10 protein-coding genes and 2 pseudogenes are annotated in these 17,495 nt (G+C 74.3%); 9 read left to right on the plus strand and 3 right to left on the minus strand.

Annotated features, from left to right (window positions below; all coding sequences use genetic code 11):
- From ACI769_RS04085 to ACI769_RS04105, 5 genes and pseudogenes are all read left to right on the plus strand, one after another.
- Complete coding sequence (locus ACI769_RS04085) at positions 1-2,418, plus strand: biotin carboxylase N-terminal domain-containing protein (RefSeq protein ID WP_409141214.1); 2,418 nt, start codon at positions 1-3, stop codon at positions 2,416-2,418.
- The gene (locus ACI769_RS04090) at positions 2,415-3,590 is read left to right on the plus strand and encodes an acyl-CoA dehydrogenase family protein (protein WP_034654689.1); all 1,176 of its coding nucleotides are present in this window, start codon (positions 2,415-2,417) and stop codon (positions 3,588-3,590) included. The genes ACI769_RS04085 and ACI769_RS04090 overlap by 4 nt, the downstream gene beginning before the upstream one ends.
- Before the next feature lie 105 nt (positions 3,591-3,695).
- Positions 3,696-4,166, plus strand: a pseudogene (locus tag ACI769_RS04095) (MaoC family dehydratase); the annotation flags it as partial.
- A 194-nt stretch (positions 4,167-4,360) separates the two neighbouring features.
- Positions 4,361-5,263: an HpcH/HpaI aldolase/citrate lyase family protein gene (locus tag ACI769_RS04100; protein WP_409141215.1), complete on the plus strand. Its 903-nt coding sequence runs from the start codon at positions 4,361-4,363 to the stop codon at positions 5,261-5,263.
- Positions 5,264-5,378: 115 nt separating this feature from the next.
- Positions 5,379-5,966 (plus strand): hypothetical protein, encoded by a 588-nt coding sequence (locus tag ACI769_RS04105; protein WP_051028391.1) that lies wholly within the window; start codon positions 5,379-5,381, stop codon positions 5,964-5,966.
- Between the two features lie 52 nt (positions 5,967-6,018).
- Here the strand turns inward: ACI769_RS04105 and pntB are convergent, their stop codons facing one another.
- From pntB to ACI769_RS04120, 3 genes are all read right to left on the minus strand, one after another.
- Positions 6,019-7,428 carry a Re/Si-specific NAD(P)(+) transhydrogenase subunit beta gene (gene pntB, locus ACI769_RS04110; RefSeq protein ID WP_409141216.1) on the minus strand — a complete coding sequence of 470 codons (1,410 nt, stop codon included), beginning with the start codon at positions 7,426-7,428 and terminating at the stop codon, positions 6,019-6,021.
- The gene (locus ACI769_RS04115; protein WP_409141217.1) at positions 7,425-9,023 is read right to left on the minus strand and encodes a Re/Si-specific NAD(P)(+) transhydrogenase subunit alpha; all 1,599 of its coding nucleotides are present in this window, start codon (positions 9,021-9,023) and stop codon (positions 7,425-7,427) included. Before ACI769_RS04115 ends, pntB begins: the two co-directional genes overlap by 4 nt.
- 171 nt (positions 9,024-9,194) lie before the next feature.
- Positions 9,195-11,999, minus strand: a complete 2,805-nt coding sequence (locus tag ACI769_RS04120; RefSeq protein WP_396049557.1) for a lysylphosphatidylglycerol synthase domain-containing protein — start codon at positions 11,997-11,999, stop codon at positions 9,195-9,197.
- Between the two features lie 170 nt (positions 12,000-12,169).
- Here ACI769_RS04120 and ACI769_RS04125 point away from each other — a divergent pair, with 170 nt between their 5' ends.
- The 4 genes and pseudogenes from ACI769_RS04125 to ACI769_RS04140 form a co-directional block, all read left to right on the plus strand.
- A complete protein-coding gene (locus ACI769_RS04125; RefSeq protein ID WP_396049556.1) occupies positions 12,170-13,087 on the plus strand; it encodes an HdeD family acid-resistance protein in 918 nt (305 codons plus the stop codon).
- A gap of 294 nt (positions 13,088-13,381) precedes the next feature.
- Entirely contained in the window at positions 13,382-15,028 is a 1,647-nt protein-coding gene (locus ACI769_RS04130; RefSeq protein WP_340697240.1) for an ABC transporter substrate-binding protein, read from the plus strand.
- Positions 15,029-15,143: 115 nt separating this feature from the next.
- The gene (locus ACI769_RS04135; protein WP_085386785.1) at positions 15,144-16,265 is read left to right on the plus strand and encodes an ABC transporter permease; all 1,122 of its coding nucleotides are present in this window, start codon (positions 15,144-15,146) and stop codon (positions 16,263-16,265) included.
- Between the two features lie 145 nt (positions 16,266-16,410).
- Positions 16,411-17,266: pseudogene (locus ACI769_RS04140) on the plus strand (ABC transporter permease); the annotation flags it as partial.
- Positions 17,267-17,495 lie beyond the last annotated feature (229 nt).

Genomic DNA, 17,495 nt, shown 5'->3' on the forward strand with positions numbered 1-17,495 from the left:
ATGACCTCCCGCACCTTCCTCGACGCGACCGCCCGCCCGCCCGGCGGTACCGGGTTCCGCACGGTCCTCGTCGCGAACCGCGGCGAGATCGCGTGCCGCGTGATCGGCACGCTGCGCCGCCTCGGCGTGCGGTCCGTCGCCGTCTTCTCCGACGCCGACGCCGACGCGCGCCACGTGCGCGAGGCGGACGTCGCGGTCCGGATCGGGCCCGCGCCCGCCGCGCAGAGCTACCTCGACGTCGACGCCGTCGTCGCCGCGGCCGTCGCGACCGGGTCCGAGGCGGTCCACCCCGGCTACGGCTTCCTCTCGGAGAACCCGGCGCTCGCCCGGGCGTGCGAGCGCGCGGGGATCGCGTTCGTCGGGCCGGGCGTCGACGCGCTCGAGGCGATGGCCGACAAGCTCGCCGCGAAGAGCATCGTCGGCGCGCGGGGCGTGCCCGTCGTGCCGGGGGCGGGCGAGCCCGGGATGTCCGACGACGACCTCCTCGCCGCCGCGGGCGCCGTCGGGTTCCCGCTGCTCGTCAAGCCGTCCGCCGGGGGCGGGGGCAAGGGCATGGTCGTCGTGCGCGCCGAGGCCGACCTGTCGGGCGCGCTCGCGTCGGCGCGGCGGGTCGCGGCGTCGTCGTTCGGCGACGACACGCTCCTGCTCGAACGCCTCGTCGAGGCGCCGCGCCACATCGAGGTGCAGGTGCTCGCCGACACGCACGGGACCGTGGTCCACCTCGGCGAGCGCGAGTGCTCGCTCCAGCGCCGCCACCAGAAGGTGGTCGAGGAGGCGCCGTCGCCGCTCCTCACCGCGGAGCAGCGCGCCCGCATGGGCGAGGCCGCGTGCGAGGTCGCGCGGTCGGTCGGGTACGTCGGCGCCGGGACGGTCGAGTTCCTCGTCCCTGCCGCGAGCCCCGACGAGTTCTTCTTCATCGAGATGAACACGCGCCTCCAGGTCGAGCACCCCGTGACCGAGATGGTCACCGGCCTCGACCTCGTCGCGCTCCAGCTCCGCGTCGCGGCGGGCGAGCCGCTGGGCCTGGCGCAGAGCGACGTCGTGCTCCGCGGCCACGCCGTCGAGGCGCGCCTCTACGCGGAGTCGCCCGAGCGCGGGTTCCTCCCGGCCACCGGGTCGGTCCTGGTCTACGACGACGGCGGCGTCGCTGCCGGGCCGGGCGCCTCGCCGCTGCGCCTCGACTCCGGCATCTGCGCAGGCTCGGTGGTCGGCGGTCACTACGACCCGATGCTCGCGAAGGCGGTCGCCTGGGGAGAGACGCGCGACGAGGCCGTGGGGCGCCTCGACGGCCTGCTCGCGCGGACGGTCGTGCTGGGCGTCGAGACGAACACGGCGTTCCTGCGGTCCCTGCTCGCGGACGACGACGTCCGTGCGGGCCGGCTCGACACCGGCCTGATCGACCGGCTCGTGGCGTCGGGTTCGGGGTCGGTGGCCGGGCTTGGCGAAGGGCCGGGGGCCGTGGTCGGGTCCGGCGAGGGGCCGGGGGGTGCGCGCGCCGTCTACCCTCCGCGCCCTCGTTCCTCGGGCGCTCCCGCCAGGCCCGACCACGACGGCGCGCACACCCCCCGCCCCCTCGCCTCGGAGGTCGGCTCGCCATCCGGCGGCGCGGACTGGGTCGAGCTCGTCGCCGCCGCCCTGTTCCTCGCCGAGCAGGCGGTTGTGGCTCGTCCGGGGGGCGGGACGGGCCATGACCGCCTGCTCGACGTCGGAGTGGCTGCCGACGGCGATCCCTGGCGGGCGGGGGACGGGTGGCGGCTCAACGGGGACGCGGCGGCGCGGCGGGTTCTGCTCGTCGATGCGGCCGGTGGCGCGCACGAGGTGCGGGTGTCCGGGGTGGTGGGGGACGCCGTCGTGCGCGTGCCAGCACCCGACGACGGCGCGTGGCCCGGCTCGACGACGCACGCGGCGCGGGCGTCGCTCGTCCGCGACCCCGGGGCCGACGGCGCGTGGTGGCTCACCCTGGACGGTGTCCGGGAGCGCGTGCGGCTCGCCCTCGACGCACCCCCCGCCGACGGGGAGCCCGCGACGGTGTGGGTGTGGCGCGACGGGCGGACCGTCGCCCTGGCCGCCCCGGACCGGGAGCAGCGCGCCGCACGGGCGCGGGCCGACCGCCGTCGGGCACGGGGCGACGCGCCTGGCGCGACCGACCCCGAGGTGCGCGCGGCGATGCCCGGCACGGTCGTCACGGCCGCCGCGGACGGCGAGCCCGTCACCGCCGGGGACGTCCTCGTCACCGTCGAGGCCATGAAGATGGAGCACCCGCTCCTCGCCCCGCACGACGGCGTCGCCGACGTGCGCGTGCGCCCCGGCGACCTCGTGCGCCGGGACCAGGTGGTCGCCGTCGTCCACCCTCACGACTCCGGTGCGGCACAACCCGCCGCCCCGGTCCCGCAACCCGACACCCAGGGAGCATCATGATCGAGGCCGACGTCCTGCTCGACGACGAGCAGCGGAAGCTCAGCCAGGTGGTGCGCGACTTCGCGGACAGCGTCGTCGCGCCCGCCGCCTACCGCTACGACACGGAACGCCGCCTGCCGATGGAGATCATCGCGCAGATGGGGGAGCTCGGGCTGTTCGGGCTGCCGTTCCCGCGCGACGTCGGCGGTCAGGGCCAGGACTACGTGTCGCTGTGCCTCGCCGTCGAGGCGCTCGCGCGCGTCGACCAGTCGATCGCGGTGACGCTCGAGGCCGGGGTCGGGCTCGGGATCGTCCCGCTCTACCGGCACGGCTCGCGCGAGCAGCAGGAGCGGTGGCTGCCCGACCTGCTCGCCGGGCGGGCGCTCGCGGCGTTCGGGCTCACCGAGGCCGGTGCCGGGTCCGACGCGGGCGGCACCCGCACGACCGCGCGGCTCGACGGCGACGAGTGGGTGATCGACGGGTCCAAGCAGTTCATCACCAACTCGGGGACGCCCATCACGAGCCTCGTGACCATCACCGCCGTCACGGGCGAGACGGTCGGCCCGGAGGGCGAGGTGCGCAAGGAGCTGTCGAGCATCATCGTCCCGGCGGGGACGCCCGGGCTCGAGGTGGGGCCGTCGTACGACAAGGTCGGCTGGCACACCTCGGACACGCACCCCCTCACGCTGACCGACGTCCGCGTGCCCGCCGGGAACCTGCTCGGCGAGCGCGGTCGTGGGTACGCGAACTTCCTCCGCGCGCTCGACGAGGGCCGCATCGCGTTCGCCGCCCTCGCGACCGGCGCCGCGCAGGGCTGCCTCGAGGAGGCGCTGCGGTACGCGCGCGAGCGCGTCGTGTTCGGTCGGTCGATCGGGGAGAACCAGCACGTCGCGTTCACGCTCGCCCGCATGCAGGCGCGCGTCCACACCGCGCGCCTCGCGTGGCTCGACGCCGCGCAGAAGCTCGTGCGCGGCAAGCCGTTCAAGGCGGAGGCGTCGGTCGCGAAGCTCGTCGGCGGCGAGGCCGCGATGGCGAACGCGCGCGACGCGTCGCAGATCTTCGGCGGCTACGGGTTCCTCAACGAGAACCCCGTCGCACGGCACTACCGCGACGCGAAGGTGCTCGAGGTCGGCGAGGGCACGACCGAGGTGCAGCTCATGGTCATCGCGAGGAGCCTGGGACTGGACGGCTAGCGCGGGTCCGACGCCGACCACGACGTTGCTGTCGTTCTCACGGTCATCCCGACAGCAACGTCGTGGTCGGCAGATGGCGACGTCAGGGACGAGGGGAGGATCAGCATGCGCGAGGTGGTCCAGCGGGGCCTGTACTACGACGAGCTGGAGACGGGCGTGGTCTACCGCCACCGTCCCGGCCGCACGCTCACGGAGGCGGACGACGTCGTCTTCTCCACGCTCACGATGAACCACCAGGCGCTGCACCTCGACGCCGCGTGGGCCGCGACCCAGCCGTTCGGGCAGCGGCTCGTCAACTCGATGATGACGCTGTCCACGCTCGTCGGGCTGTCCGTCGGGCAGGTCACGCAGGGCACGATCGTCGCGAACCTCGGGTTCCGCGAGGTCGAGTTCCCGAAGCCGCTGTTCCACGGCGACACGCTCTACGCCGAGACGGAGGTCGTGGAGAAGCGGCTCTCCGCGTCGCGGCCGGGGCAGGGCGTCGTGACCCTCGAGCACCGCGGCCTCAACCAGGACGGCGTGCTCGTCGCGCGCGCCGTCCGCACCGCGCTCTTCTGGACGCGCGCCGCCCACGAGGCGGCGTCCGCGCCGGTGCCCGACGACGCCCGGTCCCCCGGGGCGTCCACCGGACCCGGGGCTGTGGGCACGGTGGGTACCGATCCCGCTGACACCCCCGGGCCCGGCGCCGGGCACGACGACGGCCCGGGGCTCGGCGAGCACGCGGCGGGGGTGCACGAGCCCGTGCTCGAGCGCGGCGACGAGGAGAGCGCGTGGTGACCGACGGCGCCGGGCACCGCGCCGTCTCCCCGCCAGGGTTCGGGCTCGGGCCCGCGCTGCTGTTCTGCCCCGCCGACCGGCCCGACCGCTTCGCCAAGGCCGCGGACCGCGCGGACGCCGTGATCCTCGACCTCGAGGACGCCGTCGCCCCGCACGCCAAGGACGCCGCGCGGCGAGCCGTCGTCGAGGCGTCCGCGACGCTCGACCCGGCGCGCACCGTCGTGCGCGTGAACCCCGTCGGGACGCCCGAGCACGCGCTCGACGTGGCGGCGCTCGCGGACACGCGCCTGCGGACGGTCATGGTCGCGAAGTCGGGCCCGGAGCTGCTCGGCTCGCTCGGAGCGCTCGCGACCACCCTCCCGGGCGTCCGGGTCCTCGCGCTGTGCGAGACGGCGGCCGGCGTCCTCGCGGCGCCGGAGCTCGCCCGCAGGCCCGAGGTCGTCGCGCTGATGTGGGGCGCGGAGGACCTCGTCGCCTCCCTCGGGGGGACGTCGAGCCGCCGCCCCGACGGCACGTACCTCGACGTCGCGCGGCACGCCCGCGCCGCGGTGCTGCTCGCGGCCGGTGCGGCGGGGAAGGCTGCGGTCGACGCGGTGCACCTCGACGTGGGCGACCTCGACGGGCTGCGCGCCGAGGCCGAGGACGCCGCCGCGTCGGGGTTCGCCGCGACGGCGTGCATCCATCCGAGCCACGTCCCCATGATCCGCGCCGCCTACGCACCGACCGTCGAGCAGGTGGCCGACGCCCGCGCGCTGCTCGACGCCGCGGCCGCGAACCCCGGCGGCGCGGGCGCCGTCTTCACGTTCGAGGGCCGCATGGTCGACGAGCCGGTCCTCCGGCACGCGCGGGCGGTCCTCGACCGGGTGGTTCTCGACCGGGCGCCGTCGGACGGGTGAGCGCGGGGATCTCGCGCTCGCGGGCCCGGCCGACGGCGCCTCGTCGCGGCCGACCGGACAAATACCCCGCTCCGCCCGTTCCGCTTGCGGGCTCGGGCATCGTATGGTCACTCGCGTGAACGTCTACGTCGTCCTGTCCCGCAGTCGTACGGTCCTGTCCCGGACGATCGCGCTGGCGACGCGCGACGAGTTCACGCACTCCTCCCTGGCGCTCGACCAGGGGCTCGACCTCATGTTCAGCTTCGGCCGACGCCGGGCGGGCAACCCGTTCGTCGGCTGCTTCCGCCGCGAGCGGTTCGACGACGGCCTGTACCGCGGCATGGACGTCGTGCCGGGGGTCGTGCTCGCGGTGCCCGTGACCCCCGAGCAGCACGAGGCGATCCGCGTCCGGATCACCGAGTTCCTGCTCGACTCGCACGCGTTCTCGTACAACGTGCGCGGCCTCGTCGGCGCGCGGTTCGGCCGCGGGCACGAGGCCGAGGACCGGTTCTTCTGCTCGGAGTTCGTCTACCACGTGCTGCACGGCGCGGGGGTGTGGGACCTCGGGGTCGAGCGGTGGCAGGTGCGGCCCCAGACGCTGCTCGACCTGCCGGGCCGCGTCGTCTTCCGCGGGGACCTCAAGGACTACGTCGCCGCGCACCGCACGCTCGAGACGCTGCCGTCGCTGACGTTCGCCCCTGCCCGGGAGCGCGTGCCCGGCTGATCGCCGACACGCGCTCCGCGGGCCCCGCGCCGTCCCCGTCGCCCGCGGCTCCTCAGCCCGCGCGGAGCGCCGCCACGATGTCCTCGACCCGTTGCTTGGCGTCCCCGAAGAGCATCCCGGTGTTCTCGCGGAAGAACAGCGGGTTCTGCACCCCGGCGTAGCCCGCCGCCATGGACCGCTTGAAGACGACGACCTGCTCCGCCTCCCACACGTGCAGCACGGGCATCCCCGCGATGGGCGAGCCGGGGTCGTCGAGCGCGGCCGGGTTCACGGTGTCGTTCGCCCCGATGACGAGCACGACGTCCGTCCCCGCCAGGTCGTCGTTGATCTCGTCCATCTCGAGCACGATGTCGTACGGGACGCGCGCCTCCGCGAGCAGCACGTTCATGTGCCCGGGGAGCCGGCCCGCGACGGGGTGGACGCCGAAGCGGACCTGGGCGCCGCCGTCGCGCAGGAGCTGCACGAGGTCGGCGACGGGGTACTGCGCCTTGGCGACCGCCATGCCGTAGCCCGGGGTGATGACGACGCTCCGCGCGTCGCGCAGGAGGGCCGCGACGTCGTCGGCGCGCACCTCGCGGTGCTCGCCCTGCGGGCCCTCGCCGCCCGCGGGCGCCGCACCCTCCTCGGCCCCGAAGCCGCCGAGGATGACGGACACGAACGACCGGTTCATGGCCCGGCACATGATGTAGCTGAGGATCGCACCGGAGGACCCGACGAGCGCGCCCGTGACGATGAGCAGGTCGTTGCCCAGCATGAAGCCGGCCGCGGCGGCGGCCCAGCCGGAGTACGAGTTGAGCATCGAGACGACGACGGGCATGTCGCCGCCCCCGATCGACGCGACGAGGTGCCAGCCCAGCGCGAGCGACACGACGGTGAGCAGGAGCAGCGGCCACACGGACGGCGCGACCACGAACCACGCGACGAGCCCGAGGCTCGCCACGAGCGCCCCGAGGTTGAGCAGGTTCCGGCCGGGGAGCTGGAGCGGCGCCGACCGCGTGCGACCGGACAGCTTGAGGAACGCGACGACGGAGCCGGTGAACGTCACGGCGCCCACGAGCACGCCGAGCGAGACCTCGACGAGGTGCGCGACGTCGTCGTGCCCCGCGGCCTGCGCGGTGAGGTACGAGTTGAAGCCGACGAGCACGGACGCGGCCCCGACGAAGCTGTGCAGGATCGCGATGAGCTCGGGCATCTGCGTCATCTCGACGCGGCGGGCCCGCCACGTCCCGACGGCGGCGCCCACGAGGAGCACGACCGCGACGAGCAGCGCGGTGACGAGGACCGGGCGGGCGCTCGTGCCGAGCGCGAGGACGATCGTCGCGGCCAGGGCGAGGACCATGCCGACCATGCCGAGGACGTTGCCGCGGCGCGCGGACTCCTGCTTCGACAGGCCCGCGAGGCTCAGCACGAACAGGACGGCCGCGAGGACGTAGACGGCCTGGGCGACGGACGTGGCGGTCATCGGGCCACCCCCTGCGCGCGGGCGGGGACGTCCTTGCGGAACATGCCGATCATGCGGTTCGCGACGAGGAAGCCACCGAACACGTTGATGCTCGCGAGCGTCGCCGCGACGAGCGCGAGCGTCGTGACGACCCAGTCGTCGGAGCCGAGCTGCAGGAGCGCGCCGACGAGGATGATGCCGGAGATCGCGTTCGTCTGGGCCATGAGCGGCGTGTGCAGGGAGTGCGTGACGTTCGAGATGACGTAGTACCCGACGATCACCGCGAGCGTGAACACCGTGACGTGCCCGACGAGCGACGGCGGCGCGAACGACAGCGCGAGCGTGACGAGCACCGCGGCGAGCGCGGCGCCGACGGTCCGACGGCGGCGGCGCAGGCTCGCGGCGGCGGCGGCCTCCGAGGCGGCCCGCTCGCGGTCCGCGGCCTCCTGGGCGGGGTCCGGCGGTGGTGGCGCGGCGGGGGACGGCGCCGCGCTCACCGCGACGGGCGGGGGCGGCCAGAGGACCTCGCCGGCGCGCGCGACGGTCATGCCGCGCTGGACCGGGTCGTCGAGGTCGAGCACGGGCACGCCGTCCGTGCCGGGCGTGAGCAGCTCGAGCAGGTGCACGACGTTCGTTCCCAGGAGCTGCGACGTGTGCTGCGGGAGCCGGCCCGCGAGGTCGGTCCAGCCGACAACCACGACGCCGTTCTCGGTGACGACACGCTCGCCCGGCACGGTGAGCGCGCAGTTGCCGCCGCCCGAGGCCGCGAGGTCCACGACGACGCTCCCGGGACGCATCCCGGCGACCGCCTCGGCCGTGAGGGTGCGCGGCGCCCGGCCGCGCACGAGCGCCGTCGTGACGACGACGTCCGCGTCGGCCGCCTCGCGCGCGTAGACGGCGAGGGCCGCCGCCTCCTGCTCGGGCGTGAGCGGCTTCGCGTAGCCGTCGGCCGACATGCCCTGCTGCGCCGCGGGCTCGCGCACGGCGGTGCCGCCCATGGACTCGATCTGCTCGGCCGCCTCCGACCGGACGTCGAACGCGCGGACCTGCGCGCCGAGGCTCGCGGCCGCGCCGACCGCGGCGAGCCCCGCGACCCCGCCGCCGATGACGAAGACCTTCGCGGGCGGCGTCTTGCCCGCGGCGGTGACCTGCCCGGCGAACATGCCGCCGTACTCGGCCGCGGCCTCGACGACGGCGCGGTAGCCCGCGACGTTCGACAGCGTGCTCAGGACGTCGAGCGCCTGGGCGCGCGAGATGCGCGGCACGGCGTCGAGCGCGAGCGCGGTCACGCCGTGGTCGGCGAGGCGCCGCACGAGGTCGGGGTCGTTCGCGGGACCGAGCATCGCGACGAGGGTCGCGCCCGGGCGCAGGAGCGCCACCTGCGCGTCGGTGGGCGCGTTCACGGCGGTGACGACGTCGGCCCCCCACGCCGTCGCGGCGTCGACCACCGCGGCGCCCGCGGCCTCGTACGCGGCGTCGGAGAACGTGGCTCCCGCGCCCGCGTCGTGCTCGACGACCACCTCGTACCCGAGCGCCCGCAGGCGCTCGACCGTGCGCGGGGTGGCGGCGACCAGCCGCTCCCCGTCCCTCACCTCGCGGGGGACACCGATCCTCACGTGCGGGCTCCTCACCTCGTCGGGCGTCGTCGGCACGCGCGCGACCGGTGGGGACGGCGGGTGCGCGGCGAGCCTATCGGGGGCTGCCCGCGCCGTCCCGGGTCGAACGTCCCCGGGGCCGCGGCGTCCGCCCGCGCGGTGCGCGGACCGCGACGGGGCCGGGCGTGCGGGCTAGAGGTCGCCCTTCTTCTGCAGGAAGCGCATGGCGAACCAGCCGATGGGGATGCGCGCCCAGTACGTCGCGACGCGGAAGAGGAGGGTGGCCGACGTGGCGAGCGCGACCGGGACGCCGGCCGCGGTGAGCCCCGCGGTCAGCGCGAGCTCGATGGTGCCCAGGCCGCCCGGCGTCGGGACGGCGGCACCCGCCGCGTTGCCGACCAGGTAGATCACGGCGACGTCGACGAGGTCGAGCTCCTGCCCGAACGCCGCGAGCGCGGCGTCGAAGGCCAGCACGTAGCCGAGCGTCATGACGATGTTCCCCGCGAGGCCGACGGCGAGGCGCCCCGGCTGGCCGAGCATCTCCGAGAGCCGCGGCCACACCTGCTGGACGGTCGGCCGGAGCTTGGCGAGCGCCCAGGTCCGCACCGCGGGCACGAGGAGCGTCGCGAGCACGGCGAGCGCGACGCCGCCGATGGCGAGCAGCACCGTCGTCGAGGGGAGCTGGACGAGGCCACCCTCGCCGGTGAAGACCGACAGCACCACGAGGATGAGGATCGTCACGACGAACTGCGACACCTGCACGAGCGCGACGGTGGCGACCGCCATGGGCGTCGAGATGCCGCGCTTCGTGAGCAGCCGGAGGTTGAGCGCCGCCGGGCCGATCCCCGCGGGCGCGGCGAGCGCGACGTAGGAGCCGGCCGCCTGGGTCAGGTTGACGCGCCAGAACGGCAGGCGCTTCGGCGAGAACGCCGTGAGCGTCATCGCGGCGCCGACCCACGTGAGGATGCCGAGGACGAACGACAGGACGGCCCACCACGGGTTCGCCTCGGTGACGGCCTCGGCGATCTGCTCGAAGTTGAACGACGTGACGAGCGCGGTCACCGCGGCGATCACGAGCGCGATCGTCAGCACCGTGCGGGCGCCGAACCGCGTGATCCGCTGCGGCTCGACGTCCGCCTCGGGCAGCCGCTCCACGAGCGCGGCGCGCAGCTCCTTGAGCAGCTCCTTGTCCTGCCGGATCTCCTCGCGCGTGCTCGGCGGCAGGGCGACCGACTGGAGCAGCGGGCCGATGGCGGCGATGTCGTCGTCGGGCAGCACGCTCACCGCCGACTCGACCGCGCGCTGCGCCCCGACGCGCAGCGCGAGCAGCGCGACCATCTGGGCGAGGTCCATGCGGCGCGCGAGCTCGGACGACGCAATGTCGCCCTGCTCCCACCCGGTGAGCCACACCTCCGGGGCGCCCGTCGCCGGCTCGTGCGAGACGAGCACGACGTCGGAGGTCAGGGCACGGTGCGCGATCCCCGCGGAGTGGGCGAGGCGGAGCTGGCGCCACGCCTCGTTGAGCACCGAGCCGGTGACGTCCTCGACGGGCAGGTCGCGCAGCGACACGGCGCCCGTCGCGTGCTCCTGGACGAGCACCATGGAGTCGGCGGACTCGGCGACGCCCAGGAGCCGCGGCGTGCGGACGCCGGCCGCCCGGGCCGCGTAGGACAGGAGGGCCGTGCGCTCCGCGGCGGCGCGCAGCGAGATCGCGGCGCGACCCTCGCTGCCGCGCAGGCGCAGCGACCGCCAGAAGCGGGTGAGGAAGCCGACGACCTGGCGGTCGCCGTCGAGCACGACGACGTCGCGGCGCACGTCGTCCTCCGCGAGCATCGCGTAGACGCGGTTGTCGCCCGCGCGCGTCAGCGCGATCGCGGCCGGGTCGGACGGGGCGTCCTGCGGCTCGGGGGCGGCGTCCGTGCCCTGCGGGACCTCGCTCTCGTCGGCGTGCGCGGCCCCGAGGTGCTGCGCCGCGAGGGCGGCGTCGGCGGTGAGGACGGTCCCGCCGTCGTCGCCCGCGCCGGGCGCGCGCAGCACGCCGACGTGCACCTCGGCCGTGATCCGGCCCTCGGCGTCGACCTCCGTGATCGGGTCGTCCGCCGCCTCGGCGAGCTCGTCGTCGTCGGTGACGTCGCGCACGCGGACGAGCGCCACGGGGGAGAAGCCCGCGCGCCGGACCCCGGCCACGAGGTCGGGCCCGTAGGCGCGCTCGCTGCGGACGCCGGAGACGTACCGCACGGCCAGCCCGGCGATGCGCCCGAGCAGCAGCGTGATGATGATGCCCGGCAGCGAGACCTGGCCGGTGATGAGCACGACGCCGATCGCGACGAACAGCAGGTTCCACGACCACTTGACGGTGCGTCGCCGGGTGCGGGTGCCCGCGGCCGTGAGGAGGCCGGCGATCGCGGCGACGTACAGGTAGTCGGGGATGGTGAGCTGCCACGACCCGTCGATGAACGCGGAGAGCCCGCGGATCAGGTCGTCGGAGCCCCACGTGCGCAGCGCGAGCACGACCAGCACCCCGAGGAGCAGGCCGAGCGCCGCGGCGACGATGGACTCGACGACCTGCCGCCCCAGCCGGCGCAGACCGAGCTCGACCAGCACCGCGAGCGGCACGAAGAGCGTGATGAGCCCTTCGAGCACGGTGACCGGGAGGAAGAGCACGCGGGCGAGCACGTCCGAGAAGTTCTGCACGTCCTCCGCGACGCCCTCGGTCGTGCCGTGCGCGTACACCGACATGAGCATGACGACCGCGACGCCCACCGCGCACAGCACGAGGTTGACGAAGTCGATCGGGTGCCGGACCCGCTGCTCGGCGGTGTCGACGACCCGGACGGTGCCCTCGTCGTCGGCGTCGCGCGGGGCGAGCAGCGCCTCGAGCGCGCCGGTCTGGGGACGGGCGTCACGCCGGCCCGACGCGGCGAGCGACCCGACCTCGACGACCGCGCCCACGTGGGGCGTGTCGCCCGTCGTGGGCTCGGGCGCGGGGGAGGACATGCCTGCGAGTCTAGGTCCGGGGGTCCCGGCAGGCGCGGTATTTGGCCGATTCCTCCGGGTGATTCGCCCGGTTCGACCGCTTGTCCGATGCCCGTGGGGGGTTGTTCGACGGGCGGGTGTGAGGAAGGCCTCCCTAGCATGGGGGTGCGAGCACCCCCGGGGAGGTCGGCATGGCACGTGGCACGACGACGCAGCGCGACGAGGCCGGAGGCGCCGCACCCGCGACGCCGGACGAGAGCGGGCAGGAGCGCAACCCCTTCCGCCGGGTGTGGTGGCTCCCCGTCGTCCGGGGCACGCTCCTCGTCGTCCTGGGCCTGCTCCTCATGATCGAGCCGCTCGAGCAGCTGGGGACCCTCCGGGTCGTGCTGGGGGCGTTCCTCGTGGCCGACGGCGTGCTGGTCGCCGTGCAAGGGTTCGTGCACCGCAAGCAGGTCGGGTCGGCGTGGTGGCTCGCGCAGGCCGGGGTCAACGTCGTCTTCGGCGTCGTGGTGGCGCTGTGGCCGGACCTCGGCGCGACGGCGCTGTACTACGTCCTCGCCGTCTGGGTGCTCGTCCTCGGCATCACGACGATCGCCGGGGCGGCGGCGCTCGTGCGCAACCGCGACCTCGGCTGGGCGTGGATGCTCGCGGTGGGGATCGTGTCGGTGCTCTTCGGGATCCTCCTCGTCACGCGCCCGCTCGACGCCTTCGACGTGCTGCGCCTCGTGACCGTGGTGTTCGCCCTGTACGCCTTCGTGTCGGGGGCGATCCACGTGGTGTCCGGCTTCGCGGTCCGGGCGGTCGCACGCGAGCTCGCCGACCTGCGCGCGCAGGCGGTCGCGGCCGGTGTCGTCGTGACGGGCGGGTCGGTGCTGGGCGCCGCCGCGGTGCACCCGGGCGTCGCCCCGCCGTCGGCCGTGGGCGGCGCGCCCGCCGCGACTCCGGCGGCCGACCCGGCGGCTCGCGCATCCGACGCGTCCCCGACGAGCGACCACCCCGGCCCGGCCGACCCCGCTCCGGTGGAGACCGCCCCGGTCGAGCCTGCCCCGGACGGCCCGGCAGCGGGTGGTCCCGGGGCGGCAGGGCCGGAGGACCGCGCGGGCTCCTGAGGGCCGTGCGGCCGTCGTCCGCCAGGGCCGGGCGCTCCGAAAGGGGCGGGACCTTACACCCACGGCGCGACCGCTGTGAGTGTGTCTCACGTCACGACCGTTGCCCGGGGCGCAGGGTTACGACCGGGTAACAACGCTGGCGTTCTGTCCGGGTTTCTGTCGATCCTGACACCTGTGCGACACGGCACTGTGCTAGAAATCACGGCACTCCGCCGACAGGTCGGGGTCCTGGTGCGTGCAAGGTCGCGCCACCGGTGTCTCGCACCCCGAGAAACCCGAGAAAGAGGTAGACACATGACAGCGGTGTCCAGGAAGCGGCTCCTCGCCGCGGCCGCCGGCATCACGGCGGTGACGCTGACCCTGACCGCGTGCGGCGGGGGCTCGAGCGACGGCGAGGGCGACGGTGACGGCGGCGGTTCGGCGAGCGGCTCGCTCGTCATCGGCACCACCGACAAGATCACGGTGCTCGACCCGGCCGGCTCGTACGACAACGGCTCGTTCGCCGTGATGAACCAGGTCTTCCCGTTCCTCATGAACACCCCGTACGGCAGCCCCGACGTCGAGCCCGACATCGCGGAGTCGGCCGAGTTCACCTCGCCGACCGAGTACACGGTCAAGCTCAAGCCGGGCCTCAAGTGGGCCAACGGCAACGACCTCACGTCGTCCGACGTGAAGTTCTCGTTCGACCGCCAGGTCGCGATCAACGACGAGAACGGGCCGGCGTCGCTGCTCTACAACCTCGACAGCGTCGAGGCGCCCGACGACACGACCGTCGTCTTCCACCTCAAGAGCGAGAACGACCAGCTCTTCCCGCAGATCCTGTCCAGCCCGGCGGGCCCGATCGTCGACGAGGACGTCTTCGCGGCCGACGCGCTCACCTCGGACCAGGACATCGTCGACGGCAAGGCGTTCGCCGGCCAGTACACGATCACGGGCTACAAGTTCAACGAGCTCGTCTCCTACGAGGCGTACGACGGCTACGAGGGCCTCCTCGGCCCGGCGAAGACCGACAAGGTCGCGGTGAAGTACTTCGCCGAGGCGTCGAACATGAAGCTCGAGATCCAGCAGGGCAAGATCGACGTCGCGTGGCGCAGCCTGTCCGCGACGGACATCGAGGACCTGCGCGGCAACGACGACGTCAAGGTCGTGGACGGTCCCGGCGGCGAGATCCGCTACATCACGTTCAACTTCGACACCCAGCCGTTCGGTGCGAAGACGCCGGAGGCCGACCCGGCCAAGGCGCTGGCCGTGCGCCAGGCCGCCGCGTCGCTCATCGACCGCGACGAGCTCTCGGACCAGGTCTACAAGGGCACCTACACCCCGCTGTACTCCTACGTCCCCGCGGGCCTGACCGGCGCCGCCGAGCCGCTCAAGGAGATGTACGGCGACGGCGCGGGCAAGCCCGACGCCGCGAAGGCGCAGCAGCTCCTGACCGACGCCGGCGTCGAGACGCCCGTGACGCTCAACCTGCAGTACTCGAACGACCACTACGGCCCGTCGTCGGCCGACGAGTACGCGCTCATCAAGGACCAGCTCGAGAAGGACGGCCTCTTCACGGTCAACCTGCAGACCACCGAGTGGGTCACGTACGCCAAGGAGCGCACGTCCGACGTCTACCCGGCGTACCAGCTCGGCTGGTTCCCGGACTACTCCGACGCGGACAACTACCTCACGCCGTTCTTCCTCACGGAGAACTTCCTGGTGAACCACTACGCCAACCAGGAGGTCAACGACCTCATCCTCCAGCAGGCGGCGACGCCCGACGCCGACGAGCGCACCGCGCTCATCGAGGAGATCCAGAGCAAGGTCGCGGCGGACCTGTCCACGCTCCCGTACCTCCAGGGCGCGCAGGTCGCGGTCGTCGGGACGGACGTGGAGGGGGCCGAGGACACGCTGGACCCGTCCTTCAAGTTCCGCTACGCGGCGCTGTCCAAGGGCTGACCGGCAGCCGCCCCAGCCGCCCGGCCCTCCCCGCGCGACCCGCGGGGAGGGCCGGGCACCGCTCGTCCGGACCGGCGACCACGCCGACGCCCCGGGCACCTGAGGAAGAGACGACATGACGACCACCACCACCGACGTGCCCGTCGGCGAGGACGCGCCCCGCGGCCCCGGCCGCGCGGGGCGGGTGCGCACCCCGCGCACGACCCGCCGCCGCGGCGGCGGGCTCGGGAGCTACATCCTGGTCCGCGCGCTGCTCATCATCCCGACGGTCTTCATCCTCGTGACCACGGTCTTCGTGGTCATGCGGGCCACGGGCGACCCGATCACCGCGGCGCTCGGCGGCCGGCTCACGCCGGACCAGCTCGCCGAGCGCATCCACGAGGCCGGGTACGACCGCCCGGTGGTCGTGCAGTACCTCGAGTACCTCGGCGGCATCGTCCGCGGCGACTTCGGCACGACGATCAGCGACAACCGCCCGGTCACCGAGGTGCTCGCGACGTACGGCACCGCGACGCTCGAGCTCGCGGTCTACGCCCTGCTCGTCGCGTTCGTGGTCGGCATCCCGCTGGGCATGCTCGCGGGCTACCTGCGCGACCGCGTGCCCGACGCGATCCTGCGCGTCTCCGCGATCCTCGCCTACGCGACGCCCGTGTTCTTCGCCGGCCTCATGCTCAAGCTCGTCTTCTCGGTGTGGCTCGGCTGGCTGCCCGTGTCCGGGCGCGCGTCCACCGACGCGGAGATCGAGCTGCAGTTCCTCGACGACCCGACCGGCTTCTACCTGATCGACGCGATCCGGACGGGCGACCCCGCGATCGTCGGCGACGTGCTCCAGCACGCCGTCCTGCCGGCGCTCGCGCTCGGGCTGCTCACGGCGGGCGTGTTCCTCCGGCTCGTGCGCACCAACGTCATCGGGACGCTCTCGACCGACTACGTGGTCGCGGCGCGGTCGCGCGGCGTGCGCGAGTCCCGGCTCGTGCGCGCGCACGCGTGGCGCCCCGCGCTCATCCCCATCATCACCGTCATCGGTCTGCAGGTCGCGATGCTCCTCGCGGGCGCCGTGCTCACCGAGACGACGTTCGAGTGGAAGGGGCTCGGCTTCCAGCTCGCCGAGTACCTCCAGGCGCGCGACTTCGTCGCCGTGCAGGGGATCGTCGTGCTCATGGCCGTGATCGTCGCGGTCACGAACTTCCTCGTCGACATCATCGCGGCGCTCATCGACCCGAGGGTGAGGTACTGACATGGTCGCGGAGACCGTCGTCCCGGCCGGTCCGGAAACCGGGGGCCCCGTCCCCGTCGTCGTCCCCGAGCGCGGGCGCGTCGCGTGGTGGAAGCGCCTGCCCGTCGTCCACCAGCTCCGGCAGAGCGTCGGGCTGCAGCGCGGCATGCTCGTCACCGGCCTCGTCATCACGGGCCTCTTCCTGCTCACCGCCGCCCTCGCGCCCGTGCTCGCCCCCTACGGGTACAGCCAGCTCCGCACCGCGGACGGGCCGTTCGGCGCGCAGCAGCCGCCGTCGGCCGAGCACCTGCTCGGCACGACCGTCGGCGGCTACGACGTCCTGTCGCGCGTCATCTGGGGCGCGCAGACGGCGCTCCTCGTCATCGTTGTGGCGATCCTCGCCTCGATCGTCGTCGGGGTGCTGCTCGGGCTCGTCTCCGGGTACTTCGGCGGCTGGGCGGACCGGCTGCTCGTCGTGGTCTGCGACGCGATCTACGCGTTCCCGTCCCTGCTCCTCGCGATCCTCATGGCGATCGTCATCTCCGGCGGCCAGTCGAGCATGTGGGGCGGCATCCTCGCCGCGGCCTTCTCGATCACCGTGGTGTTCGTGCCGCAGTACTTCCGCGTCACGCGCGCGGAGGTCGTGCGGATCAAGGGCGAGGCGTTCGTCGACTCGGCGCGCGTGCTCGGCACGCCGCACCGGCGCATCATGGTGCGCCACGTCCTGCGGAACTCGACCCGCACGCTGCCGCTCATCGTCACGCTCAACGCGTCCGAGGCGATCCTCACGCTCGCCGGGCTCGGGTTCCTCGGGTTCGGCATCGAGCCGACCGCGGCCGCCGAGTGGGGCTACGACCTCAACAAGGCCGTGTCCGACGTGACGAGCGGCATCTGGTGGACCGCCCTCTTCCCGGGCCTCGCGATCGTGCTCGTGGTGCTCGGCATCACGCTCGTCGGCGAGAGCCTCAACGACCTCGCCGACCCCCGGCTGCGCTCGCGCCGCGCGTCCGCCGAGGTGTCGGGCGACGTCGCGGAGACGTCGGTCGTCCCGGGCGGCACGCTCACCGCCGGCCCCGGCGGCCTCGACGCGATCGAGGGCGCGGGCTCGCGCTCCGACGAGCTCGCGGCCGTCCCCGGGCAGCGCGACCCCGACGCCGTCGGGCTCGACGGGCGGGTCGGCAGCACCCCGGACGACGGCGGCCCTACGACAGGTCCGGCGACGGGCCCCGCGGTCGGTCCTGCGGCTGCTCC

Origin of the sequence: Cellulosimicrobium sp. RS, assembly GCF_046159675.1 — a bacterium.
Taxonomy (GTDB): Bacteria; Actinomycetota; Actinomycetes; order Actinomycetales; family Cellulomonadaceae; genus Cellulosimicrobium; species Cellulosimicrobium funkei.